The 23,219-nt window shown below is 66.0% G+C and carries 24 protein-coding genes; 13 read left to right on the forward strand and 11 right to left on the reverse strand.

Translation table 11 applies throughout. The annotated features are described in order from the left end of the window. Nucleotides 1-30 precede the first annotated feature (30 nt). The 3 genes from EYS21_RS05775 to EYS21_RS05785 are packed head-to-tail and all read left to right on the forward strand — an operon-like array spanning nucleotide 31 to nucleotide 3,366. A complete protein-coding gene (locus tag EYS21_RS05775; protein WP_242633303.1) occupies nucleotides 31-831 on the forward strand; it encodes a carbohydrate ABC transporter permease in 801 nt (266 codons plus the stop codon). Then, nucleotides 815-1,813, forward strand: coding sequence for a Gfo/Idh/MocA family oxidoreductase (locus EYS21_RS05780; RefSeq protein ID WP_165478267.1), 999 nt, complete (start codon nucleotides 815-817; stop codon nucleotides 1,811-1,813). The genes EYS21_RS05775 and EYS21_RS05780 overlap by 17 nt, the downstream gene beginning before the upstream one ends. Next, nucleotides 1,810-3,366: a family 43 glycosylhydrolase gene (locus EYS21_RS05785; RefSeq protein ID WP_131132236.1), complete on the forward strand. Its 1,557-nt coding sequence runs from the start codon at nucleotides 1,810-1,812 to the stop codon at nucleotides 3,364-3,366. Before EYS21_RS05780 ends, EYS21_RS05785 begins: the two co-directional genes overlap by 4 nt. 4 nt (nucleotides 3,367-3,370) lie before the next feature. Here the strand turns inward: EYS21_RS05785 and EYS21_RS05790 are convergent, their stop codons facing one another. After that, nucleotides 3,371-3,742: a lipopolysaccharide assembly protein LapA domain-containing protein gene (locus EYS21_RS05790; RefSeq protein ID WP_131132237.1), complete on the reverse strand. Its 372-nt coding sequence runs from the start codon at nucleotides 3,740-3,742 to the stop codon at nucleotides 3,371-3,373. Nucleotides 3,743-3,910: 168 nt separating this feature from the next. After that, nucleotides 3,911-5,086, reverse strand: a complete 1,176-nt coding sequence (locus tag EYS21_RS05795) for an ABC transporter substrate-binding protein (protein ID WP_131132238.1) — start codon at nucleotides 5,084-5,086, stop codon at nucleotides 3,911-3,913. Nucleotides 5,087-5,288: 202 nt separating this feature from the next. Between EYS21_RS05795 and EYS21_RS05800 the strand changes: the two genes are divergently transcribed. From EYS21_RS05800 to EYS21_RS05810, 3 genes are all read left to right on the forward strand, one after another. Beyond that, on the forward strand, nucleotides 5,289-6,107 hold the full coding sequence (locus EYS21_RS05800) for an HAD family hydrolase (RefSeq protein WP_131132239.1): 819 nt from the start codon (nucleotides 5,289-5,291) through the stop codon (nucleotides 6,105-6,107). A 92-nt stretch (nucleotides 6,108-6,199) separates the two neighbouring features. Beyond that, on the forward strand, nucleotides 6,200-6,445 hold the full coding sequence (locus EYS21_RS05805; RefSeq protein WP_131132240.1) for a hypothetical protein: 246 nt from the start codon (nucleotides 6,200-6,202) through the stop codon (nucleotides 6,443-6,445). Between the two features lie 16 nt (nucleotides 6,446-6,461). Then, nucleotides 6,462-7,253, forward strand: coding sequence for a glycerophosphodiester phosphodiesterase (locus tag EYS21_RS05810; RefSeq protein WP_242633304.1), 792 nt, complete (start codon nucleotides 6,462-6,464; stop codon nucleotides 7,251-7,253). Nucleotides 7,254-7,278: 25 nt separating this feature from the next. Here the strand turns inward: EYS21_RS05810 and EYS21_RS23560 are convergent, their stop codons facing one another. Beyond that, nucleotides 7,279-7,581, reverse strand: coding sequence for a hypothetical protein (locus EYS21_RS23560; protein ID WP_207307695.1), 303 nt, complete (start codon nucleotides 7,579-7,581; stop codon nucleotides 7,279-7,281). Between the two features lie 129 nt (nucleotides 7,582-7,710). On the opposite strand from EYS21_RS23560, the gene EYS21_RS05820 reads away from it, so the two are divergent. Further along, entirely contained in the window at nucleotides 7,711-7,938 is a 228-nt protein-coding gene (locus EYS21_RS05820; protein ID WP_131132241.1) for a DUF6480 family protein, read from the forward strand. Between the two features lie 51 nt (nucleotides 7,939-7,989). On the opposite strand, the gene EYS21_RS05825 is transcribed toward EYS21_RS05820, so the two are convergent. From EYS21_RS05825 to EYS21_RS05835, 3 genes are all read right to left on the reverse strand, one after another. Further along, a complete protein-coding gene (locus EYS21_RS05825) occupies nucleotides 7,990-9,054 on the reverse strand; it encodes an EAL domain-containing protein (protein WP_131132242.1) in 1,065 nt (354 codons plus the stop codon). A gap of 173 nt (nucleotides 9,055-9,227) precedes the next feature. Beyond that, nucleotides 9,228-10,769, reverse strand: coding sequence for an EAL domain-containing protein (locus EYS21_RS05830; protein ID WP_131132243.1), 1,542 nt, complete (start codon nucleotides 10,767-10,769; stop codon nucleotides 9,228-9,230). Nucleotides 10,770-10,790: 21 nt separating this feature from the next. Next, complete coding sequence (locus tag EYS21_RS05835; protein ID WP_131132244.1) at nucleotides 10,791-12,401, reverse strand: ATP-binding protein; 1,611 nt, start codon at nucleotides 12,399-12,401, stop codon at nucleotides 10,791-10,793. Nucleotides 12,402-12,658: 257 nt separating this feature from the next. Here EYS21_RS05835 and EYS21_RS05840 point away from each other — a divergent pair, with 257 nt between their 5' ends. Beyond that, nucleotides 12,659-13,420, forward strand: coding sequence for a class I SAM-dependent methyltransferase (locus tag EYS21_RS05840; protein ID WP_207307704.1), 762 nt, complete (start codon nucleotides 12,659-12,661; stop codon nucleotides 13,418-13,420). Between the two features lie 8 nt (nucleotides 13,421-13,428). Here EYS21_RS05840 and EYS21_RS05845 read toward each other — a convergent pair whose 3' ends face one another. The 3 genes from EYS21_RS05845 to EYS21_RS05855 are packed head-to-tail and all read right to left on the reverse strand — an operon-like array spanning nucleotide 13,429 to nucleotide 16,889. Continuing rightward, a complete protein-coding gene (locus EYS21_RS05845; protein ID WP_131132245.1) occupies nucleotides 13,429-14,421 on the reverse strand; it encodes a ribokinase in 993 nt (330 codons plus the stop codon). Further along, nucleotides 14,418-15,845, reverse strand: a complete 1,428-nt coding sequence (locus EYS21_RS05850; protein WP_131132246.1) for an MFS transporter — start codon at nucleotides 15,843-15,845, stop codon at nucleotides 14,418-14,420. The genes EYS21_RS05845 and EYS21_RS05850 overlap by 4 nt, the downstream gene beginning before the upstream one ends. Continuing rightward, complete coding sequence (locus tag EYS21_RS05855) at nucleotides 15,846-16,889, reverse strand: nucleoside hydrolase (RefSeq protein WP_242633305.1); 1,044 nt, start codon at nucleotides 16,887-16,889, stop codon at nucleotides 15,846-15,848. A 246-nt stretch (nucleotides 16,890-17,135) separates the two neighbouring features. Here EYS21_RS05855 and EYS21_RS05860 point away from each other — a divergent pair, with 246 nt between their 5' ends. Continuing rightward, entirely contained in the window at nucleotides 17,136-18,113 is a 978-nt protein-coding gene (locus EYS21_RS05860) for a LacI family DNA-binding transcriptional regulator (RefSeq protein WP_131132403.1), read from the forward strand. Nucleotides 18,114-18,192: 79 nt separating this feature from the next. Beyond that, nucleotides 18,193-19,317, forward strand: a complete 1,125-nt coding sequence (locus tag EYS21_RS05865) for a glycerate kinase (RefSeq protein ID WP_131132248.1) — start codon at nucleotides 18,193-18,195, stop codon at nucleotides 19,315-19,317. Nucleotides 19,318-19,323: 6 nt separating this feature from the next. Here the strand turns inward: EYS21_RS05865 and EYS21_RS05870 are convergent, their stop codons facing one another. Next, nucleotides 19,324-19,986, reverse strand: coding sequence for a DUF6766 family protein (locus EYS21_RS05870; protein WP_131132249.1), 663 nt, complete (start codon nucleotides 19,984-19,986; stop codon nucleotides 19,324-19,326). Nucleotides 19,987-20,039: 53 nt separating this feature from the next. Beyond that, entirely contained in the window at nucleotides 20,040-20,534 is a 495-nt protein-coding gene (locus tag EYS21_RS05875) for a DUF6328 family protein (protein WP_131132250.1), read from the reverse strand. A 215-nt stretch (nucleotides 20,535-20,749) separates the two neighbouring features. Here EYS21_RS05875 and EYS21_RS05880 point away from each other — a divergent pair, with 215 nt between their 5' ends. The 3 genes from EYS21_RS05880 (at nucleotide 20,750) to EYS21_RS05890 (ending at nucleotide 23,203) form a co-directional block, all read left to right on the forward strand. Next, entirely contained in the window at nucleotides 20,750-21,649 is a 900-nt protein-coding gene (locus tag EYS21_RS05880) for an SDR family oxidoreductase (RefSeq protein ID WP_131132251.1), read from the forward strand. 48 nt (nucleotides 21,650-21,697) lie between these two features. After that, the gene (locus EYS21_RS05885; RefSeq protein WP_131132252.1) at nucleotides 21,698-22,204 is read left to right on the forward strand and encodes a hypothetical protein; all 507 of its coding nucleotides are present in this window, start codon (nucleotides 21,698-21,700) and stop codon (nucleotides 22,202-22,204) included. Nucleotides 22,205-22,381: 177 nt separating this feature from the next. After that, nucleotides 22,382-23,203 carry a GAF and ANTAR domain-containing protein gene (locus tag EYS21_RS05890; protein WP_131132253.1) on the forward strand — a complete coding sequence of 274 codons (822 nt, stop codon included), beginning with the start codon at nucleotides 22,382-22,384 and terminating at the stop codon, nucleotides 23,201-23,203. The last annotated feature ends 16 nt before the right edge of the window (nucleotides 23,204-23,219 follow it).

The following is a 23,219-nucleotide window of genomic DNA, read 5'->3' on the forward strand; positions in this document are numbered from 1 at the left end:
ACAAAATGGACACTCATTAGGGAGATCCTGGTGATCATAGCCAGTGTCATTATCCTGCTGCCGTTCTGGATATTGATCAGTACCTCGCTCAAGACCACGGAGCAAGTTCTGACAACGTCTGCCTTCGCCCCTCCGCAGACTCCCACCTTGGACAATTTCGTCCAGCTTCTTTCGCCGACCGGGAGCCAGTCCGGCAATGTATACCAGGGTCTGTTCAGCAGCCTGCTGATCACAATTTCCACGGTTCTTGTACTTATTGCCCTGTCATCGGCTGCGGCGTACGTGTTCGCACGGAGCACCCGGAAGCTCTCAAACAGAGTTTTTAGAATCTTCTTGATCGCCATCGTGCTGCCGACGCAGCTTGGGGTCCTTCCCTTGTACATCGGGGCCCGCAGCCTGGGCCTGGTGGGCAATCCATGGGGCATGGTCATCATCTACACCGCCATGACGATGCCGTTCGCAGTATTCCTGTACTCGGGATTCTTCCGTCGCTTACCGAGGGACTACGAGGAGGCGGCCACGCTCGACGGCGCAACCCGATTCCAGATCTTCTCCCGTGTCATTTTTCCGCTGATGGGCCCGGCCACGGGGACCGTAGCCATCCTTTCTGGACTCCTCGTGTGGAACGACTTCTTTACAGCCGTGATCTTCCTGAACGGATCGCCGTTCATGACTCTTCCCGTTGTTGTCTATAACTACGTGGGGAGCCTGGTGTCGCAGTGGAACCTCAGCTTCGCTGTGGTCCTCATCGCCATGGCGCCGGTGCTTGCTTTCTACATCTTTGCCCAGAAGAAGCTGATGCAGGGTTATGCCGGTGGAATCAAGAGCTGACGAAAAGCTGCGATGGGGCATCGTCGGGACTGGAGGGATATCCCAGCAGATCACGGCGGACTTCTCTCTGGTGGGCAATGCCGACGTCGTCGCAGTCGCGAGCCGGCACGCGTCATCGGCGGATGAGTTCGCTGACGCATTCGGGATTCCCACCCGCTTCGATGACTACAGCAAGATGCTGGATTCCGACATCGACGCCGTGTACATCGGGACGCCGCACGTAACGCACTTCGAGCTCGCACGTGCGGCGCTCGAGCGTGGACGCCATGTCCTCTGCGAGAAGCCGATCGGCCTGAATGCCGCCGAAGTGCGGGAACTCGCCGCCATCGCCTCGGAGTCCGGCGCCTTCCTGATGGAGGCGATGTGGATGAAGTTCAACCCCCTCTACGCCCGTCTACACCAGGTCGTAGACGCCGGGGCCATCGGGGAGATCCGCAGCGTCAGGTCCTCCTTCGGCGCCCCCTTCCCGCAAGACGACTCAAGCCGCTGGAAGCCTGGGGGAAGTGCATTGTTGGACCAGGGCATCTACCCTGTGACGCTCAGCCACATGTTCCTCGGGGAGCCCTCGAACATCACTGCAACGGGGGTCATACGGGAGGATGCGGTGGACCTGAGTCAGAATTACACCCTCAACTATTCCGGGGGGCGCTTCGCGCACGGCGCGAGCTCGATGGTCGAGTTCCTGGACCAGTCCGCGTCGCTCTCAGGAACCGGGGGTTGGATCACCATCGACACGGGTTTCTGGTTTGCATCCCGGCTCACGGTGCACCGATTCAGCGTCGAAAAGGGCGAAACAACCGAGACCATCGAGACCACGCGGGAGGGTAACGGCTACGTGCCGATGCTCCGGGCGGTTACCGCGTCGATCTTGAACGGGGACGTTGAGCATCCGCTCCACACCATGGACGAGACCGCTCGGGTCTTCGACACGCTGGACGAGATCCGCCGCCAGATAACTCCAAATGGAAAGGCATGGTCATGAGTACCGCAGCTACAAGTCCGGGAAGTATCCGCAAGCTGGCGGGAGGGGTCGAAGGCCAGCGACGGTCTGACCTCGGCGACGGGACCTACATCAACCCAGTGTTCGCGGGAGACCATCCTGATCCGGCCATCCTCCGCGATGGCGACGATTATTACGTGACGTTCTCCTCCTTCGAGTCCACGCCCGGGCTCATCATCTGGCACTCGCGGGACTTGCTGAACTGGAAACCGCTGGGTCCCGCATTGCCAGAGCCGATCGGTAACGTCTTCGCCGTCGACATGTGCAAAGTGGACGGCAGGTACTTCATCTACGTCCCGATCATCGCCACCGAAATTTCGCCGGATCCGGCCGCACCGCCGCAGATCTATGTCCTCCACGCCGAAAGCATGGGGGGCCCGTGGAGTGAACCCATCAGCCTGGGCATCTCCGGGCACATCGACCCTGGGCACGTCGTGGGAGAAGACGGGCGACGTTACCTGTTCCTGAGTGGCGTCAGCCGTGTCCGGCTCAGTGCCGACGGCCTTGCAGCGGACGGTCCGGTGGAGCACGTGTACGACGGATGGCGCTACCCGGACGACTGGGTCACCGAGGCCTATGCCCTTGAAGGCCCAAAGCTCACGCGCCGCGGTGACTGGTTTTACCTCACGACGGCGGTGGGAGGCACTTCCGGTCCGCCCACCGGGCACATGGTGACGGTCGCGCGATCACGATCGGTCCACGGACCGTGGGTGGATTGCCCCGCCAACCCGATCATCCGCACCTGGGACGCCAAGGAACCGTGGTGGAGCCGCGGGCACGCCACCCTGTTCGAGGGGCCGGGTGGCCAGTGGTGGACCATTTATCACGGCTACGAGAACGGCTTCACCACATTGGGCCGGCAGACCCTGTTGGAACCCGTCGAATGGGACAGTGAAGGCTGGCCCCAGGCAGCCGGCGGCGACCTCTCGACGCCGCTTCCCGCGCCAACTCAACAGGTGGGGGATCAGGACCACGGGATGCCGTTGTCCGATGACTTCTCTGAGGAGCGGTTTGGTATCCAGTGGTCCTTCCATGCGCCGTCCAAGGATGAGTATCTGCGCGCGTCACTGGACGACGGGCTCGTCCTTCAAGCTCGGGGAACCAGCCCATCGGACAGCTCACCGCTGACGTGCATCGTGGGCGACAGACGATACGAGATAAGTGTCGAAGTGGAACTTCTGGACGGCGCCCAAGGCGGGTTGTTGCTCTACTACAGTGACCGACTGTTCTGCGGCATGGGCCACGACGGCGACCGCATGACAAGCTACAGGGCGGGCCGGGACATTCCATATTGGCGCGAGCCCGCACCGTCCACGAATGTCCTTCACCTCCGCATCGTCAACGACGGCCACATCGTGACGCAGTACTACAGCCCTGACGGAATTGAATGGACCAGGCACGGCCTGCGTTTCGACGTCGCCGGCTACAACACGAACACGGCTGATGAGCTCCTCAGCCTTCGGCCGGCGCTGTTCGCAACCGGGCCTGGGCAGGTGCGGTTCAGGAACTTCGAATACCGCGTTTTGGAGGACTGACCTCCTAGGCGCCCGTAACCCTGCGCCGCCGTCGTTCTGTACGGCGGAGCTGCAGGATGCGGGCGCCGCCGGCGATTGCCACGAGGATGCCGCCTCCGACGGCTGCGATGAAGAAGGCTACACCCTGGGCAAGCCGGCCCTCCCAGCCGAGGAACTTGACCGAGACCATGTCCTGGTTCTGGATGAAGAAGATGATCAGCAGCACCAGCACGGCCAGGCTGACCGCCACGGCACTCCAGATCACGGCGGCCCGGGTGACGCGGGTGGGAACAGCCTTACTCGCGGGTGGCGGGGCAGGTTCGGCGCGCTGGACCGTGGGCCGGGACTCCGGGGCGGGCGGCACAGCAGCGGGAGGCAACGGTTCTTCTGTGCTCATACCGCCATTGTCTCCCCGCACGTACTTTTTGGCGGGATGTCGGCGTACATCCGAATGGCGGCCCAAAAGAACCGCCAGAACGCACAAACCCGCCCACCCGCCTGGAACTGAATGCAGTTCCAGGCGGGCGGGCGGGCGGGCGGTTACGTGAGGACTGAGCAGTAAGGGCTACTCCTTGCCGAGCCCCGCAGCCGAGGTCTTCTCCCCGGTGACCTCGTTGAGGGCGGTGAGGTCGAAGATGCCGTTGATGTCCGCCTGCTTGGTGGTGCCGGCCTCGACGCCATCCTTCAGCAGCTTGGGGTAGGTGCCGGCCAGCGGATCCACGGTGAACACAATGTTCTTCAGGGATCTGTCGATCACGTCGGCCTTCAGCTCGGCTCCGGCGGCTTCCTTCAGCGCGGCGTTGATGACCTTGGCCTTCTCATCGGCGGCGGCGCTGTTCAGCCACTCCACGGACTTCACGTGCCCCTTGAGCAGGGCCTTGACGGTGTCCGGGTGCTCTGCCGCAAACGTCTTGCTCACGATCAGGATGGTGGTGGGGAACTCGCCGGCCTTGCCGGACAGCGACCCGTCCCAGAGGTCCTTTTCGTCCACGAGGACCTTCGCGCCGGCTGTCAGCACCAGACGGGAGGCCCAGGGCTCGGGCAGCCACGCGCCGTCGAGCTTGCCGTCCTGGAACAGTTTCAGGGTCTGGGCGTTTTCGGTCGGGTTGATGGCGACGTCGCCGCTGCCGTCAACGTTGGTCTTGTAGCCCTGCGTGGCGAGCCACGCGCGGAGCGCTACGTCCTGCGTGCCGCCGAGCTGCGGCGAGGCGAGCGTCTTGCCCTTGAGGTCCGCGGCGGAGGTGATTTCCGGGCGGACCACCAGCTGCGCACCGCCGGCTGCGGCGCCGGCGATGATGTTGACCGACTCACCGCCGCTCTTGACGAAGGAGTTGATGGCCGGGTTCGGGCCGATGTACGTGGCGTCGATGGCGCCGGCGTTCAGGGCCTCGATGGCGGCGGGTCCGGCGTTGAAGACCTGCGTGGTGAGCTTGGTGTCGCCGAGTTCCTTGGCGATGTACCCCTGGCTGACGCCCACCAGCGCGGGGGCGTGGGTGACGTTGCCGAAGTAGCCGAGCTTGAGCTCCGCGGCGGGGTTGCCGGCGGGCGCGGCGGCTTCGGCCGAGGCGGTGCTCGATGAGTTGTTGGAGACGGCTGATGCCACGGCCACGCCGCCGCCGATCAGGGCCAGGATGCCGGCCACGATGCCGATCTTCAGGCCGAGCGGGCGCTTGGGCGTGGCGGACTGGCCGGCCACAATGCGGGTGGAGTTCTGCGGACTGTTGTCCTGCGGTGTTGTCACGGGGATTCCTTTGTTGGGGCGGGTACTGGAGATGAGATTACGGACGGCCCCCCAGCGCCACAACGGGTCAGGACACGGACGTTCACCGGACGTCGCGGACGCTCAACAGAACGTAGCCCGGCGTCAAAAAACGTCGCGGGAAGACTTCAAGCAGCAGGGTCCGGCGCCTTCTGGCGGCGATCAACGCACGTAGACTGGCAGGATGCGGCTGGTAGCAAGTGACATTGACGGAACGATTCTTGGGCACGACGGAAAGATCAGCGACCGCACCGTCCGGGCCTTCCACGCCTGCCGGGAGGCCGGCGTCGAACTCGTTTTTGTCACCGGGCGCCCGCCGCGCTGGCTGCACCCGCTCGAAGAACAGTTGGGCCACACCGGCACGGTCATCTGCTCCAACGGGGCCGTGGTCTGGGACCTGGAGGACAACCGGCTGGTGTCCGCGCGGGCACTCAGCATCGATGCGGTCCTGGAGATCCGCCGGATCATTAAGGAGTTGCGCCCCGCCGCGCTCTTCGCCGCAGAAACCCTGACCGGCTTCCACCTGGAGCCCGGCTTCATCGAGAACGGCTCCAGCGAACTGCTGGCCGAATTCACGCCCGCGCCGCTCGCCGACACCCTCACCCCGGACGACGCCGTGGTTAAGTTCCTCGCGATCGTCCGCGAAGGCACCCCTGACAGCTTCCTGGCCGAGGTGAAACCCGCCGTCGAGCACCTGGCCGCCGCCACCCACTCGTCACCCGGGGTCTCCATGCTGGAGCTGTCCCTGCCTGGCGTCAACAAAGCCGTCACCCTCGCCGAATACGCCAAGTCCCTGGGCATCAACGCCGCCGACGTGGTGGCCTTCGGGGACATGCCCAACGACATCGAAATGCTCCGCTGGGCCGGCCACGGCTACGCGATGGCCAGCGGCCACCCGGAGGCGATCCTCGCCGCGGGCCAGCAGGCGCCGCATTTCGACGACGACGGCGTGGCCCAGGTCCTCGAGGCCAGGCTGGCGTCCCTTGGGGTAAAGCTTTCCTAGTCCAGCGGCCCATCAGCTGGCGCTCACCTGACGTTTACCTTGCCGCCCTACCGTGGGCAGTGGACAACCGATCCGCGGCTCAAGGGGACATCATGGCAAGGAACGTCAAGCACGATGCGGCCGAGGCGCCGCTGCGCCCGGCGGTACCGGCGGCCCACTGGAAGAAGCTGAAGCAGGGCGACCGTGTCCTGGTCCGCCTCACGCCCGGGTTCGAAACCGGCGGCGTCGTGGACGCCATCACGTGGGACCACTCGGCCATCTGGGTGGACCTCGACGGCGGCCGCGGCCGCACACTGCTGCACTGCAGTGACGGGGTTGAGGTTGTGCTCCGGGAGTAGGCGGTACGCTCGCACTGTGACTGCACCCTCGCCGTTCCTGCTCAACGCCGGCCGTCCCGTGGCCCTGGCCCATCGCGGCTTCTCGCGCGAGGGGCTCGAGAATTCGATGGCCGCGTTCCGCGCCGCCGTCGACCTCGGCTACCGGTACCTGGAAACCGATGTGCACACTACGTCCGACGGCGTCCTGGTTCTCTTCCATGACGAGACGCTGGACAGGGTGACCGACGGCGTCGGCCGGATTTCCGAACTCACCGCCGCCGAGGTTGCTGTGGCGCGGATCGGCGGGGGCGAGCCGGTGCCGCTGTTCGATGAGCTGGTGGCCGCGTTCCCCGGCATCCGGCTGAACCTGGACGTGAAGGACTGGAACTCGGTACGCAGCCTCGCCGCCGCCGTCGAACGGCACGGCCTCCATGACCAAGTGCTGGTGGCCAGTTTTTCGGACCGCCGACGCCGGGCCGTGCTGAAGCTGCTCAGCCGCCCCGTTGCATCGTCGGCCGGGATCGCCACGAACACGCTCTTTTTCCTGTTGCGGCCACTGCCGCCCGCCTGGCTGAGGCGGCTGCTCCGGGCCCCGCTGAAAGATGTCCAGGCCCTGCAGGTCCCGGTCAGATATGGCGGGTTCCGGGTGGTCACGGCCGGCTATGTCGGGCGGGCGAACGCCCTGGGCCTGAAGGTGCACGTGTGGACCATCAACGACCCCGCCGAAATGCGAAGGCTGCTGGATCTGGGCGTGGACGGGATCGTCACCGACCGGGCGGACCTCCTCAAACAGGTCCTGCTGGAACGCGGGGAGTGGCCGGACAACTAGGTCCGGCTCCGCCGAAACGCAAGGGTCAGCTGCGGCCCAAGTCTGTAGACGGATCCTCGTCGCCTTCGCCCGGATCGGCGCGGAGGGCATCCGGGTCGCCGTCGGGCAGGCCGGCCGGACCGGGAACGTCGCGGGGCACGTCCCCGGCGTCGCTCTCCTTCTCCGCTGCCATCGCGTTGGATCCTTCACTGATGGACGAATGGACCTCGACGTCGCTGTTTGGATCCGTTGGTTCCGGAACCCGCGCGTTCTCCGTGGGCGATGATGTTCCCGCCAGGTCCTCCATGGCGTTTTCCGCTGCCTTGCCGATGCTGTCGCCAATGCCCATGTGAGTGCTCCTTCTGGCCGGGGGACGCAGGTTCTGCTGTCCCGTTACCCTTCCAGAATTATCAGCATGCTTACAATTAGTCCAGAGCTGAGGGAGTGGCCGCAGCCTGTCCAGGAAGGAACCAGCACCATGAGCAGCTACCATCCGGAAAATGATCCCGCCAATCCTGACAGGCCCGGTGGAAAGACCGATGCCGGAACTGATCGGGCGCGCACGGCCAAGGATTCAGCGGATACGGCCAACCCTGATCCGCTCGAGGGAAACATCACCGGCCTGGAGCCGGGTGGGGGAGTCCCGCCCGGGGAAACCCCGCCGGCGGAAGACCAAATGAGCGGGGACCAGGGGCACAGCGAGTAGTTGTTGTTGAGCTTGCCGGAACCATGTTTCGGCAAGCTCGACACCAAGGCGTCAGCGCTTGTTGGCTCTGCCTGCCGCGCCCTGGCCAACGTTCGCCGGATCGGAGAGGTGCCGGATGATGCCGTCCGGATCCTTTGCCGTGTTCCAGGCCGCCCATTCTTCGGGCCGCACGGAAGGCCTGCCAAGCAGGTAACCCTGGCCTGCGCTGATGCCAAGATCCGTCAGAACCTGGAGCTCCTGGCGCGTTTCCACGCCTTCGGCCACCAGTTCAGTGCCGATCTGCTCGGCGAAGTCCACCATGCAGGCTGCCAGCGCCTGCTGTGTTGGATCAACGTCCACGCCGCTGATGATATCCCGCCCCAGTTTGATGAAATCGGGGCGCAGATGCACCATCCGGCTCAGCGCGCCGGCGCCGGAGTATGAGTCGTCGATGGCAATGCGCAGGCCCCGCTCGCGCAGCGGAGTAATTGCGGAAATGAAATGCGGGTATTCATCATCCGGAATTCCCTCGGTCAATTCGAGCACAATCCGGTTGACCGGCAAATCGATGTGGTCGAACAATTCGGGCAGCCGCGGGTCAATGCAGGACGTCGGTGAGACGTTCAGGGAAACGTAGAGATGTGGCGGGAGGTTTGCGGCCGCGTCCGCAGCGGAGCCCAGCGCTGAGAATTCCAGGTTGGCTCCCAGCCCTACTGATGCAGCCTCGGCAAACCACAGTTCGGCGCCGGCGCCGTCGTCACTGACGAACCGTGAGAGCGCCTCCACCCCCACCACGCTCTTGCTCGCCAGGCCGTAGATCGGCTGGAACGCGGTCATCAGCATCCGGCTCTCCAGCAGGGCGCTGATCCTGGACAGGCTGCGGATGGCATCCAGGCGTTCAAGCAGCTGCGGCGGCATGGCATCCCGCGGGAACGCCGCGCGGGCAGTGTCCGGGGTTCCGCTCTCCAGGCTGTCCTGTTGCCGGTTCTCCAGCAGGTGTTCCAGGAGCGCCCGTTCAGGTACTCCCGGGTTTTCGTCCAGGCGGTCGCTAAGACGCTGACGTGTGGCTGCCTGGGCGGGGTCGGACCCCGCCAGGACAGCCGCAATTACTCCCCAAGCCTGCACTCGAACCGACATTAACTACGCCCCCAGTTGACGAAGTAATGACCCGTTGGCCCCGTAATTGTTCAATTTCCAGAAACCTTTGGAATCAGCAACTTCTGATTAAATCCGATCTCCCGCGCGGTGTAATTCTGACACCGCATCATGATCGTATATCGGGCAGGGCAAAAGTACAGCCCTTTTCGCCACTATGGCCCTATATTCCCAGCTGGGAAGGCCGCAGCCACCAGTGCCGGGATATCGTCCGCGGGCAGGGGTTTACTGAAGAAATAGCCCTGTGCGCTCAGGCACCCGAGGGTCCTCAGATGCTCTGCCTGTTCGGCGGTTTCAACACCCTCCCACACGGCTTCCAGCCCGCACGCCCGCACCAGCTGCAGGACGGCGGCCACCAGGGCGGGCTGGTTGGGATCAGTGCCCAGCCCGACGATGAGGGAGCGGTCCACCTTCACGCGGTCCACCGGGAGCCGTCGGAGGTAGCTGATGGATGAATAGCCGGTCCCGAAATCGTCGATCTCGATCCCGACCCCCAGGCCGCGCAACCCGCCCAGTGAATAGCGGTCCAGGTCGTTGCCCTTCACGATGGCCATCTCGGTGAGCTCCAGGACCACCTGTTCGGGCCGGACGCCCGTCTCCTTGAGCACGCCCCGGACATCCTCGATGAACTGGAGGCTCTGCAGGTCGGTGGCTGAGATGTTGATCCGCACCGAGAACGCGCTGTCCACTGCGTCCTCGTCCACCCACCGGCGCAGCTGCTCCACGGCGGTTGTGAGGACCCAGCGGCCAAGCTCGGAGATCAGCCCGGCCTCTTCGGCCAGTGGGATGAATTCATCTGGCATGATCCGGCCCCGGGAGGGATGGTTCCACCGGATCAGCGCCTCGACGCCTTCGACCCGGCCGGTGGCCAATTCCACCACGGGCTGGTAGTTGAGGACCAGGCCCTCGCCCTTAAGTGCGGACCGGAGGTCGTCCAGCAGCTGGCTGCGGAGCCGGCGCACCAGCAAGAGCCCTGGCTCGAAGATGTGAAGCCGGTTCAGGCCCTCGGCCTTGGAGGCGTACATGGCGACGTCTGCCTGCATCAGCATTTCTTCGGGCCCCTGCCCGGCATCCCCGACGCTCAGCCCGACACTTGCCCCGCAGCGGATGCTCCGGTCGGGCAGCTCGATGGGTTCCTTGAGCGCGGCCAGGATCCGCTGCCCGACGACGGCGGCCTGGTCGGCTCCGGTGGCGGGCATCACGATGGCGAACTCGTCGCCGCCCAGCCGGGCAACAACGTCGGTGGCCCGGACGGCGCCCCGGATGCGGTCCGCCACCGTGATCAGGACCTTGTCCCCGGCCGTGTGGCCCTGGGTGTCGTTGATGGACTTGAACGCGTCCAGGTCCAGCAGGAGGATGACAGGCGGCAGGGTGTCGCGCGCCCCGTCAGACTGCGCCGACTTCAGCGCGGTGAGCAGCGCCGAACGGTTGGCCAGCCCAGTGAGCGGGTCCTGCATGGCCATTTTCTGCATTTCCAGGTGCGCCTCATGCAGGAGTTTTGTCCTGACTTCCACCCGCTGTTCAAGTTCTTCGTAGATGATCTGCAGGTCCTCGGCGAGGAGGTTGGTTCCCATGATGATGGCATCGAGTTCGTCCCGTGCGGGGGACACTTCAATCCTCGAATTCAGGTCGCCGGAGGCCAGCCGGACGATGCCCTCCAGCAGCTGCGAAAGCCTGGGGTCATTGTCAGCGAACACCTGGACTGCTCCTTCCGGCGATCAGCTTGCCGGGGACGCGTCGGTGCCCAGCGGCAGGGTCACGGTGACGGTGGTGCCGGCTCCCAGCTCGGAGGCAACATCAATGCGGCCGCCATGCCGGCTCACGATGTCCTTCGTGATGGCCAGACCCAGTCCGGTGCCCGGGACTGCCCCGGACATTGCGTTGGAGGCGCGGTAGAAGCGGGTAAAGACGTGGGCGATCTCCTCACTGGAAATGCCCATTCCGGTGTCTGTCACGCGGACCGTGGCCCAGCGCGTGCCGTCCGCGGCGGTGTGGGCGAAGCTGCCCACGTGGATTTTTCCTCCGCCGGGCGTGAACTTGATGGCATTCGAGACCAGGTTGGTGAAAACCTGCTGCAGCTGCACCTCATCCCCCATAAGTTCAGGATCCTCCTGCGCGGGTTCCAGCGCTATGGTGACATCCTGCAGCGTGGCCAGCGGACGGAGGGCGCCGGCGACGATTTCCAGCGTGCGGCCCAGCCGGATCGGCGTCAGGTGCAGCGGGCCTTCCCCGCCGCCGCTGCGGGAAACGCTCAGCATGTCCTCGATGAGCATCCGCAGCCGTTCCGTGTTTCGAACCACGATGTCCAGCATCTGGTGGACCTCGGGCGAGACCGGATCGGCGGTGCTCTCCTGGATCATGTCCAGGTACGCCATGATCGACGTCAGCGGAGTGCGCAGTTCATGGTTGACCGTGGCCAGGAAGTCGGTCTTGGCCTTGTCCAGCTCCTGCAGCTGCTTGACCACCTGGAGCTGGCTGCTGATCAGGTGGCTTTGGATCAGCCCGTGGGCGGCGTTGCCCGCCACGTGCTGGATGAGTCCCAGTTCGGCGCGTGACCAGGCCCGGGGGCTGTCCAGCAGCGCGATCCACAAAATACCGAGGGAAGAGTTCCCTTCCCCCATGGGCACTACCACCGACGCTTTCGCGTGCAGGTCCTCCAACGATTTTGGCAGCCTGATGGAGCCGTCCGAGCCGTCGGTTGTCAGCACTTCTGCCCTGGCCCACAGCTGGTCCGCGGTGGAGCGCGCGGCGGCTTCGTCTTCAAGCGGGCCGACCGGAAGCGGATCCAGCCCCTGCCGGCTCCACTGGGCGGTAATGGCAGGTACGCGTTCGTCCTCGAACGTGGTCAGCCAGACGTGGTCGGCGCCGAACGTTTCGCCAAAGCCGGTCACCACGTAGTTGGCGATTTTCTGTGGATCATTGGTTCCACGCACGGCCGCCGAAACCAGCCGGAGCTGCTCGCGCAGGGCCTCGGCCTCCTGCCGCGCCCGGCTACGCCGTTCCACGAGGTTGATCAGGGCGGTGGCGCGGTGCACCAATTCCTTCGCCACCGGCGGCTTGGCGATGCAGTCGCGGACGCCCGTACCCTCCATGGCCGCGATCTCCGCGCGGTCGTCCAGGTCCACCAGCACCAGCACGGGCACGCGGCTTTCCCTGGGGGAGAGGGAACTGTCAACGACCAGGACGGAAGGCTTGCCGCCGTCGAGCACTGAGAACAGGGCCTCGGCATCCTTGGCCGTGTGGACGAGGTAGCCGGCTGCGCGGAGGGCCTCGGCACTGGACTCGAGCCGGCCGCCGTCGGGATCGGCCACCACAGCTGTGCGTTGCATAGCTGTGACAAAGGGTGTGTCCGTTGCCACGATGCTCCCTTCGCTCCTAATTGAGTACATTCTAGGGGGACGCGGCGACGCTGCTCCTGTAGCGACGGGCGGAGTATGACGGCGCGACGGATGCGGCCGCCGCAGGGGTTATGACGGCCGGCAGCGGCGGCATGACGCCAACGGACGTATTGGTGCCCGTCGGGACATATATTTGGACCGTGTCCTCGCCAGTAAAAACACTGCGCTCCGCGCTGCGGAAGTACCTGATGATCCCCAAGCTCATCAGGCTGTCCCGCTCTGCGCCGAAGGACAGGAACGTGGCCTGGGACCGGTACTGGGCGGGAATAGCCAGGACCGGTGCGCAGAGTGAGGTCCTGTGGGACTCCGGAAGCGACCACGAGCTCATTGGTTACGCCGACGTGCTGGGACGCCACTTTGATCCGACGCTTCCGGTGGTTGATGTCGGGTGCGGCCACGGCAGCTTCACGCGCGCACTTGCCCCGTTGTTTCCGCGGGCCGTCGGCGTGGATGTATCCGCCCACGCCGTGGAACGGGCCCGGAACGGGGCCGCCGGAATGGACAATGTCACTTTCCTGGTTCGCGACATGACCCAGCCCGGTGCCGGTGCGGGCCTCGCAGGGAACACCGACGCCAACGTTTTTATCCGGGGCGTGCTGCACGTGCTGGAACCGGCGGACCAGGCGGCCCTGGTGGAAAACCTGCGCCAACTGGTTGGCACCCGCGGTGCTGTATTCCTGGCCGAAACGAACTTCCAGGGCAACCCGGTGGAGTACGTCACCCATCTGGGCGCCACCATTGAGGCCATCCCGGCCCCGCTGGAACGGGCCATCCGCGAACTGCCGATGCCCGGCCACTTCGGCCCTGCCGAACGCAGCCGGGCCCTGCCGCCGGAGACCTGGGAACTGCTGGAGGACGGCCCCACCACCATCGAGACGAACCCGATGACCGGGGACGCCGCCGCCAGCCTCGTTCCCGGTTATTTCGCGGTGCTGAAACCCCGCGCTTAGGTCCGGCCCTAAGCCCGGGCCAGCAGCCGTTCGACGTCGGCCGTGCCGGGGTAGGCGGCCTGCGTCCCCTTCCGCGTCGCTGCCAGGGCGGCAGCTACAGAGGCGAACGCGGCAGCCGCGGCGAGGGGGTCTCCCGCTGCCAGGCGGGCCGCCACGGCACCGGTAAACGCGTCACCCGCGCCGGTGGTGTCCACCGCCTTCACCACGGTGGGTGCAATCCTCGTGACCTTCGGTCCCGCTGCCTGCGAATCCAGGACCACCGAACCGTCCGCACCCAGGGTGACCAGGACCCGGTCCAGCCCGCGCTCGGCAAAGCGCCCGCGGATCCGGTCCCAGTCGGCGTCGTCCGCCGCGGCACCCGGCATCCCAGCGTCCGGCGCGTCACCGGAACCAAGGAACAGCGACGCCTCGTGGGCGTTGACCAGCAGGACGTCAGCCAGTTCCGCCAGTTCCTGGCTGATCCCGGCGTACGGCGAGAGGTTCAGCAGGACCGTGGCGCCGGCGTCGTGCCCCGCGCGTGCGGCGGCCTCCACCGTTTCGGGGCTGACCTCGAGGCAGAGGCAGACGACGGCGGCGCCGTCGAACGCGTCCGCCGCGGCAGAGACGTCCGCAGGAGACAGGGTCCCGTTGGCGCCTGCGGAGATGATGATGTTGTTTTCGCCGTGCGCGTCGACGGCGATGACGGCCACCCCCGTGGCCTCGGGGACGCTCCGGACATGGCCCACGTCCACTCCGGCGCCGGCCGCGGAAGACAGCAGCATCTCGCCGTTGGCGTCGTCCCCCACGGCGCCGATGAGGCTTACATCCCCGCCGAGCAGGCTGGCGGCCACGGCCTGGTTGGCGCTCTTGCCACCCGGGTTGACGGCGAATCCGGTGCCGTGGACTGTCTCGCCCGGCAGGGGGAGGCGCTCGCAGTAGATGGTCAGGTCCGCGTTCAGGGATCCGACGACGACGATCCTGCCGCCCTTTTCGACGGCGGTGCCCGCTGTTCCGGTGCTCATTCGGCCACCTCAGCCTCAACGGGCTTCGGGATCAGCAGCGAGGCGCCGAACGCGGCAACGGTGATGACCAGGCCGGTGACCACAACGGTCAGGTAGGAGGCCTTCGGGTCCCCGAGTGCCGACGTCGCCACCAGCACGGCCGGCAGCACCAGGAAGCTGAGGCCCGCACCAAGGTTGAAGGCACCCGCGTTCATGCCGGGCAGGAAGCCGGGGTTTCCGGCGGGGGAGAGCACCACACCGAGGCCGTTGAGCATGATGTTGACCGTACCTGCGTACATGATGCCCAGCAAGACCGTTCCGGCGATCATCATCGGCAGGCTGCTGAGACCGAAGAACGCGATGATGGCCAGGGCGGCGACGCTGCCCAGCATGCCGATCCGCAGCACCCTGGTGTAGCCGAGCACTGGCGCCAGCCTGCCGCTGATGGGTCCCACCAGCCAGCCGAGCAGGGCGTACGGGGTGAGGATGATCAGCGACATTTCGGTGGGGCCGACGCCGAACCCTGGGGCTGCCGCCTGGACGTAGGCGGGGATGATGCCGTTGATGACGGCGAAGATGCCGGTCATGGTCAGCGTGGTGGTCAGCAGCGGCGCCCAGGTGGAGCGCTGGCGCAGGTGCACGGTTTCCACCATGGGCTCCTTCGCCCGCTTCTCCACCGTCCAGAACGCGTAGAACGCGACGGCGGCAACGGCCACCAGCACGATGGCCAGCATCAGCGTGCCGGTGGAGAACGCGCCCACCAGTTTCGAGCCTTCGTTCAGGGCCGTGAGCAGGGCACCGACGGCCACCACGATGAAGAACACGCCCAGCCAGTCCATGGTGGTTCCGGCGGCGGGCTTGCTTTCGCCGGCGAGGAGGGCGATCAGGGCGGTGGCCACCACGGCCAGGACCACCATGAGCCAGAAGATGCTGCGGAAGCCGAAGTGCTCGGCGAAGTAGCCGCCCACAAACGAGTCCACGCCGGCCACGCCGCCGTTGACAGCGGTGATGAGGCCCATCAGCGTGCCGTACTTGCGCGGGTTGCTGACGGCGGAGCGCAGCATGATCAGGCACAGCGGCACGGTGGGGCCGCTGACGCCCTGGATGATGCGGCCTACAAAGAGCCACGTGACGTCCGGGGCCAGCGCCGCGATGACGGAGCCGACGGCCATCAGGAGCATCATGCCGATCAGGATCTTTTTGCGGCCGATGATGTCGCTCAGGCGCGGCAGGAAAAGGGAGAACAGTGCGGCGGCGGTGAAGAACCACGTCTGGGACAGCCCGATGACGGCCTGGTCGGTGTTGAGTTCATTGCCCATGGTGACCAGGGCCGGGCTGAGCATGGAGGCATTGAGCTGGAACGCCACGCAGGCTGCCAGCAGGGCAACCATCAGTGCGGTGACGTTGCCGCGGGAGGTCCTGGTTTCAAGGAGTGTGGCGGTCATTTACTTGATCCCTCCGATGGTGACATCGGCACGATCCTGGCGTTCGACGTCGGCCGTGTTGGCGTTGGTGCCTGCCTCGCCGGTGAGCGGCTCACCGATCCGGACGAGGGCATCGGTGACAAGGTCCCAGAACCGTCCGTGGTCCAGGTCCACGGCGACCGAGGTATTGCAGCCGGCGGGAGCCGGGGCACGGAAGTCGGCCACGGTCATGCCGAGGGTCAGCTTGCCCTGGAGTTCGATGTCCACAGGCACCTTGCGGGTGGTGACGATGCTGGGGTCGATCACGTAGGCCACGGCGCAGGGATCGTGCACCGGCGGGTAGTCGAAGCCCTGGGCGTCCTTGTACGTCTGGGTGAAGAACTCCATCAGTTCCATCACGAACTGCGCCGGTTTGGTGCCGATAGCCGCGATTCTTGCCACGACCTCCGGGGTGGCCAGTGCCTGGTGGGTGAGATCCAGCCCCACCATTACCACGGGCCAGTTCTCGTTGAACACGATGTGTGCGGCTTCGGGGTCGATGATGATGTTGAATTCGGCCACGGCGCTCCAGTTGCCCACGTGGTAACCGCCGCCCATCAGGACAACTTCCTTGACGCGGTCCACGATGCGTGGTTCCTTGCGCGCCGCCATGGCGATGTTGGTGAGGCCGGCGGTGGGGACCAGGGTCACAGTGCCGGGTTCGTGCGCCATGACGGTGTCGATGATGAGGTCGACGGCGTGGCGCGGGTCCAGTTCGATGGCGGACTCGGGCTGCGCGGGGCCGTCCATGCCGGACTCGCCGTGGATGTCGGGTGCGGTTTCGATGGTGCGCACCAGCGGCCGGCCGCAGCCGGCGGCGAACGGAACTCCGGTGATGCCGGCGATGGTGCCCACCGACAGGGCATTGCGGGTGACCTTCTCGAGGGTCTGGTTGCCCACCACGGTGGTGACGGCCAGCAGCTCGATGTCAGGGTTGCCGTGCGCGAGCAGCAGCGCCACGGCGTCGTCATGCCCGGGGTCGCAGTCCAGGATGATCTTCTTGCGGTTTACGGGGTTGGGGTCCACGTTTGTCTCCACGTCATTGGGGGCCTGCCGGGCTGGGGTGCCGGCAGGGCGCTAAAGCAATCAAGGGAGATCATGGCATCTCCGCAGGCGTTACGTCAAGCGCTTAACGTAGAAGGCGTCAAGCGCTTGATGCCTTGCGTTGCCTGATGGCGCCGATTGGCCCTCCGCGCCGACTACCATCGAGGTATGGAAACCGCGGAGCGCACCCAGCAGCAGCCAGGCCGGGGACCGCGGGTCACGGCGGCCATGGTGGCTGCCCGGGCCGGCGTCTCGACGGCGACTGTTTCCCTGGTGGCCAACGGCAAGACCCGGGGGCGCGTCTCCGAGGACAACATCACCCGCGTGCGGGACGCCATCGCCGAACTCGGCTACGTGGTGGACAGTGTGGGAAGCTCGCTGGCCAAGGGCGTGAGCTCCATTGTGATCCTGGTGGCACCGGACATCTCGAACCCGTTTTTTGCCAAGGTGATCGCCGGGGTCAGGGAATCCCTGGGCGCGGACTACCAGCTCCTGCTGTCCGTGACGGACGCCGGCGAATTCCCGCAGGCCCACGATGTCCGCAAGCTGCTTGCACTGCGCCCGGCCGGGCTGCTCGTGGACGCACCCAACTCCGACTTCCTTGAGGACCTTTCGGCTCCTGGGCCGCTGGTGCTGCTCGACGCGCCAGGGCTGGAGTCGTACGCACCCTCGGTGAACCTTGACGTGGCCTCCGGGGCGCGCCAGCTGGCAGCACACCTGGCTGACGCCGGCCATCGGACCGTGGCCTACGTTGACAGCGTGACCGGCACTGCCACCTTCGACGTGCGGCGCTCCGCGTTCCTGGATGAGGCCACGGCGCGGGGGATCTCCGTGCCGTCCGGCTGCATCGTCAGCACCACCATCGACGTCGGCGCGGCAGCGGCCGCCTTCACCCAGGCGTGGCCGCAGTGGCAGCAGGCCGGGGTCACCGCTGTCGTCTGCGGAACGGACACCCACGCCTACGGCGTGCTGCAGGAAGCCCGAGTGGCCGGCGTGCTGATCCCGGAGCAGCTCGCCGTGGCGGGCTTCGACGACCTCCCCTACTCCGCCACCAGCAATCCTGGCCTCACCAGCGTGCACTTGCCGGCCACCCCGCTGGGCCTGAAGGCGGGGGAGCAGCTGCGCGCGCTGATGGAGGGCCGGCCGCTCGAACAGGCCCAGCTGACCCTGGCGAGCTCGCTCGTGGTGCGCGGCTCCACCAGATGACCCATTCCGGAAAGGTTCACGTGTCCGTATTACGGATCGGGCAAGCGCTTTCCGGCCTGGGGCTGGCATGATGGAGCGCATGCGCATTCTCATTGCTCCGGACAAGTTCAAGGGCTCGCTGACCGCCGCCGAGGCGGCCGCCGCCATCGCCGAAGGGGCGCTCCGCGTCTACCCCGATGCAGTCGCCACCCAGTTCCCCGTGGCCGACGGCGGCGAAGGCACCCTGGAAGCGGCCGTTTCGGCAGGCTATGAGGAACGGCTCAACGCGGTGGTCGGCCCCATCCTGGCTCCCGTCGGAGCTGCCTGGGCCATCCGCAAAACCGCGTTCGGCGGCGCCACCGCCGTGATCGAGACGGCGCAGGCCTCCGGTCTGGCCGAAATGGATCCCACCCCGGAGAATTCCCTCCGCGCCCACAGCTACGGCTGCGGGCAGCTCGTGGCCGCGGCCCTGGACGCCGGGGCAACGGAAATTGTGCTGGGCCTTGGCGGCTCGGCCATGACCGACGGCGGCAGCGGCGCCCTGCGCGCGCTCGGCCTCAAGCCGCTGGACTCCGCCGGCAACGTGGTGCCCCTGGGCGGCGGGTCACTCGCCGACGTCGTGGCCCTGGATACGACCGAACTGGATCCGCGGCTGTCCGCCGTGCAGTTCCGGATCGCCGTCGACGTCCGGAACCCGCTGTACGGACCCGAGGGAGCCGCCCACGTCTTCGGGCCGCAGAAGGGTGCGGACGCCGACGCCGTTGAACTGCTCGACGCCGGCCTCCGGAACTGGGCGTCAGTGCTGCGGGAGGCCACGGGCCGGGACGTCAACATTCCGGGCGCAGGCGCAGCAGGCGGGTTCCCGGCGTCGTTCCTTGCCTTCACTGACTCCCGGCTGGAAGGCGGCTTCGCGCTGGTGGCGGGGCTCACCGGGCTGGCCGAGCAGCTCGCGGACTCGGACCTGGTGATCACCGGCGAGGGTTCCATGGATTCCCAGTCGCTGACAGGCAAGGCGCCCATCGCGCTCGCCGACGCCGCCCGCGAACGCGGCATCCCCGTCATTGTGGTGGCCGGCCGGATCCTGGTCACGCCCGAGGACCTCGCCCAGCACGGTGTGGTGGCCGCAGCCCAGCTGCTTGATGTGGCGCCCAGCCCGGATGAGGCGATCGCGAACGCCGCCAAGTACCTGACTTGGGCCACCACCCAGGTGCTGGAAGGCGCCTAAAGCGGTTTACGCTCCGGTCTCGTAATGCGGTTCAGCCACCGGCTTCGACTCGGGCGAGCCCTTTTCGCGGAGGTAAACGGACGCGCCCACCAGGACGGCGACCGCAAGGAATTCGCTTTGCCAGTTCTGGAAGGACTGGAACCAGAACTGGCTGGTGCCCATAAAGTCCAGCAGCGTCACCGTGGGCTGGCCATGGCTCATCTGCTCGTCGTTGTACGCCGCCGTGCCGCCCAGCGCATGCAGGGTGAATGAGGCGACGAACAGCGCCAGGAGCACCAGGGACAGCGAGTGCTCATAAAGCTTGAGCACCAGGCCGCCGCGCTTCACCGGCCACGGCGTGGCGGCCTTGATGGGGGCGTCGCGCGGATCCTCGTCCTGTGGCGCCTTCTTGCCCATCGGCTTGGACTCGGAAGAGCCTTTCTGGAAGAGGAAAACCGTCAGGATGACATACATGGCCATCTGCAGGAATTCCGATTCCCAGTTCTCAAAGGTGGCTTCCACGAACTCGCCCGTGGACAGGTATTCAAGGACAGAAACCGCCTGCTGCCCATGGGCAGCCTGCTCCTCGCTGTAGGCGGCGGCGCCGGAGAGGACCATCCCGCCGAAGAACACCACGAATAAACCGGCGTTTGCCAGCAGCAGTCCGTGCTCCCTGGCCCATGTGCGCATCTTTGCTCCCGTTGCTGTTTTGGACGGATGGCTGTTTGTACGGACTCGGCCGGCTATTGACCTTTGGCGCGGTGGTTCAGCCGAAGCGGGACGTAGACCAGCAGCACCAAGAGGACGGCCAGCAGGATGCCGCCTGCGGTCAGGCCCGCGGAGCGGCCCGCGGTGACGTCAAAGACGAGGGACGCCGTTCCAATGCTGAGCATGCCCACACCGGCCAGGGCGATCTTGGTGATGGTATCGGCACTGGAAACCAGCGTCTCCTTGAGGCGCTGGCGGAACAGCCGCCGGTGCACGCTGACTGGGAGCAGGATGAAGGCGGTGGTGAGGGTGGCAATGACCACGTTGACGAGGTAGAGGGTGACCTGGAAATCGTCGAGGCGCTCGAAACGCTCCTGGAAGGGCAGGGTCAGCAGGAAGCCCGCGAGGATCTGGACGCCGGTCTGCAGCACCCGAAGTTCCTGCAGCAATTCCGCCCAGTTCCGGTCCAGCTGTTCCTCGCGGGTCTCGTTGCGGCCGGTGCTCCCGGTGTAGTCCTCCACATCCGACATGCCTTCTCCTCCTCCGCCCGGTAGAGGCCTGCCACGGAAGATCCATCCGCGGCCCCGGGTGCTCCAAAACTAGGCTGAAGTTGCGCCAAGATCAACGTTTGATAAGTTTACTGATTATTCAGCCCGAACGGTGGACTTTGCTTCACCGGCCGGGATATTTTCGAAGGGCCGGAGCAGACCGGACTCTCGAAACCGACGACGTGAGTAGGTGGACTATGAGTGACACGCAGAAACAGGCCGGCCCGCCCACCGACCCCAGGGGCGGCTACCACTCCGGGCCCTTTCCGGAGCAGGAACAGAAGCAGCCGGGCCTGACGGCGCCCATGGATCCCCAACCGGACCACGGCGAGCAGAGCTATGAGGGGCACGGAGCCCTGCAGGGTAAGGCTGCGCTCATCACCGGCGGGGACTCCGGAATCGGCAAGGCAGTGGCCATTGCCTTCGCCCGCGAGGGGGCCGACGTCGCGATCTCCTACCTGCCGGAAGAGGAAGACGACGCCCAGGACACGGCCAGCTGGATCCGGAAAGCGGGCCAGCGTGCCCTGCTGCTGACCGGCGACGGACGGGAGGAGGCGTTCAGCACCCGGATCGTGGAAGACACCGTGGCTGAGTACGGCGGCCTGGACGTCCTGGTACTCAACGCGGCCTACCAAAAGAACCGGGAGAGCTTCGAGTCGCTCCCCACCGAGGAATTCGACCGGGTCTTCCGGACCAACCTCTACTCGCTGCTCTGGACGGCGCGCGCCGCGGTTCCGCACTTGAAAGCCGGCGCTTCGATCATCACCACAGCCTCCATCCAGGCGTTCAATCCCTCGCCGGGGCTGATCGACTACGCCATGACCAAGGCAGCGCAAGTGGCTTTCACCAAGGCCCTTGCCCAGGAACTGGGACCGAAGGGGATCCGCGTCAACGCCGTGGCACCGGGACCCATCTGGACGCCGCTGATCCCGGCGACCGAATGGCCGGACAAACTGCCCAAATTCGGGCAGGACACGCCGTTGCAGCGGGCGGGCCAGCCCGCCGAACTTGCAGCTGCCTATGTGCTGCTGGCCTCTGACCAGGGGTCCTACATTTCGGGCGCCGTGCTGCCAGTGACCGGCGGCAAGGGCCTGTAGCAAGAAGTTTGCACGTCAGATTCATCCACATCCACAACAGGAGGAACCATGAGTCAGGACAACCAGCACGCCGAAGAAGTTGGAGGCTACGGCACGCCGACGGCGGAGCAGGAGATGGGCGGTGCGGACAACAAGCAGTTCGCCCAGCCCCGCGAGGAGGAGGACTTTGACGCTGCCGGCCTGAACCAGGACAGCTCCACCGGCGAAACCTTCCCTACCGGTTCGCCCAACCTCGGCCACCTTGCCGAAGAGGACCAGGACAGTGCCGGAGAGCCCGGTGCCGGCCGCTTCGGTGGCACCGACGACCAGCTCCACGCGGAAGCCGACACCAACGATCCCGGGTTCGAGCCAGGAGAACTGCCGGTCCCCCGCGATGCGGACCTCCCCTCCGCGGAGGCCGAGATCAACGAATCCAACGCTGATGAGCAGGGCGCGGAGCCATTCTCGTCAGAGTCCGGGCAGGAGGCGGCGGGTCTGCCGGACGGCAGTGGAAATGACCTGCCAGCTGAGAAGGCCGCCAAGGACGACGACGGGGAAAGCTTCGACGCCGGATAAACGCCAGGTGTCAGGCACCGATAACGAAGGTGCCGTCCGGCTTTGCGTCGGACGGCACCTTTTTTCTCCCTGGGTCCAGTACTTTCGGGCGGGACACCGCCCCCGCAGCCCGAACCGGACGTATCCTAATTACAGGCTTTGAAGTGGGCCGGCTCGTATCGTAGCGAGGCGTGCGCCATGGCCGCGTTGACCCCAGGGGACCCGGGCTGGGAATCACTTCCAGCCCCCCAGGACGTCGTGTTCGACAGCCAGGAAGTGGAGAGCTTCCTTGGCGAAGTCACCCATGAGTTCATGCGGAGCATCGACGGCCACCAACGCGGCATCGGCTGGGCTGCTACGTTCCATAGCCGCGGGGACGTCCACCTGGACGCGCATCCCATCGCCCACACCATCGCCGCAGGCAGCGAGGTCGCCCGGGCCGCGGACCGGGAACAATGTTCGTTCGAAGACGGACCCGTGCTGGAGGCCATGCGGTCAGGCGACTTTGTCCATCTCGCCGATACGGCCCGCGACCGCAGATGGCCAGGCTACGCCAGCGCCGCCGCCGGCCACGGGGTCCGGTCGCTGCTGTCGATGCCGATTGCCGCCACGGCCGCATCAAGTGCGGCGATCAACCTCTACGCCTCCACTCCTCACGCCTTCACCAGCGAGGACATCCTCAGGACTCGCGCGTACGCGCTGGAGGTGGGAAGGGCGCTGCGCGTGGTGCTGCGGGTGGCGGAGCGGGCAGAAGCCAGCGCCGAACTCGCGGTAGCCCAAAGCTCCATGGTGCTGATGGACCTTGCCGTCGGCGCACTCATGGCGGACTACGGACTCAGCCGTGAGGTGGCACTCCAGTACCTCCGGACCGTCGCGAAGCACAACAACCAGGGGCTTCGCGACGCTGCCTTGAACATAGTGGCGGCCGCACGCCGGGATCCGGTAACCCCGGTCCGGGATGATGCGGGCTTCCCGGGACTCATTGCAGTCCAATCACAGGCCCTCAAAAGGGGACCCTAGAAGACAGGGAGTACGG

Source organism: Arthrobacter sp. S39 (assembly GCF_004320525.1).
Lineage (GTDB): Bacteria > Actinomycetota > Actinomycetes > Actinomycetales > Micrococcaceae > Arthrobacter.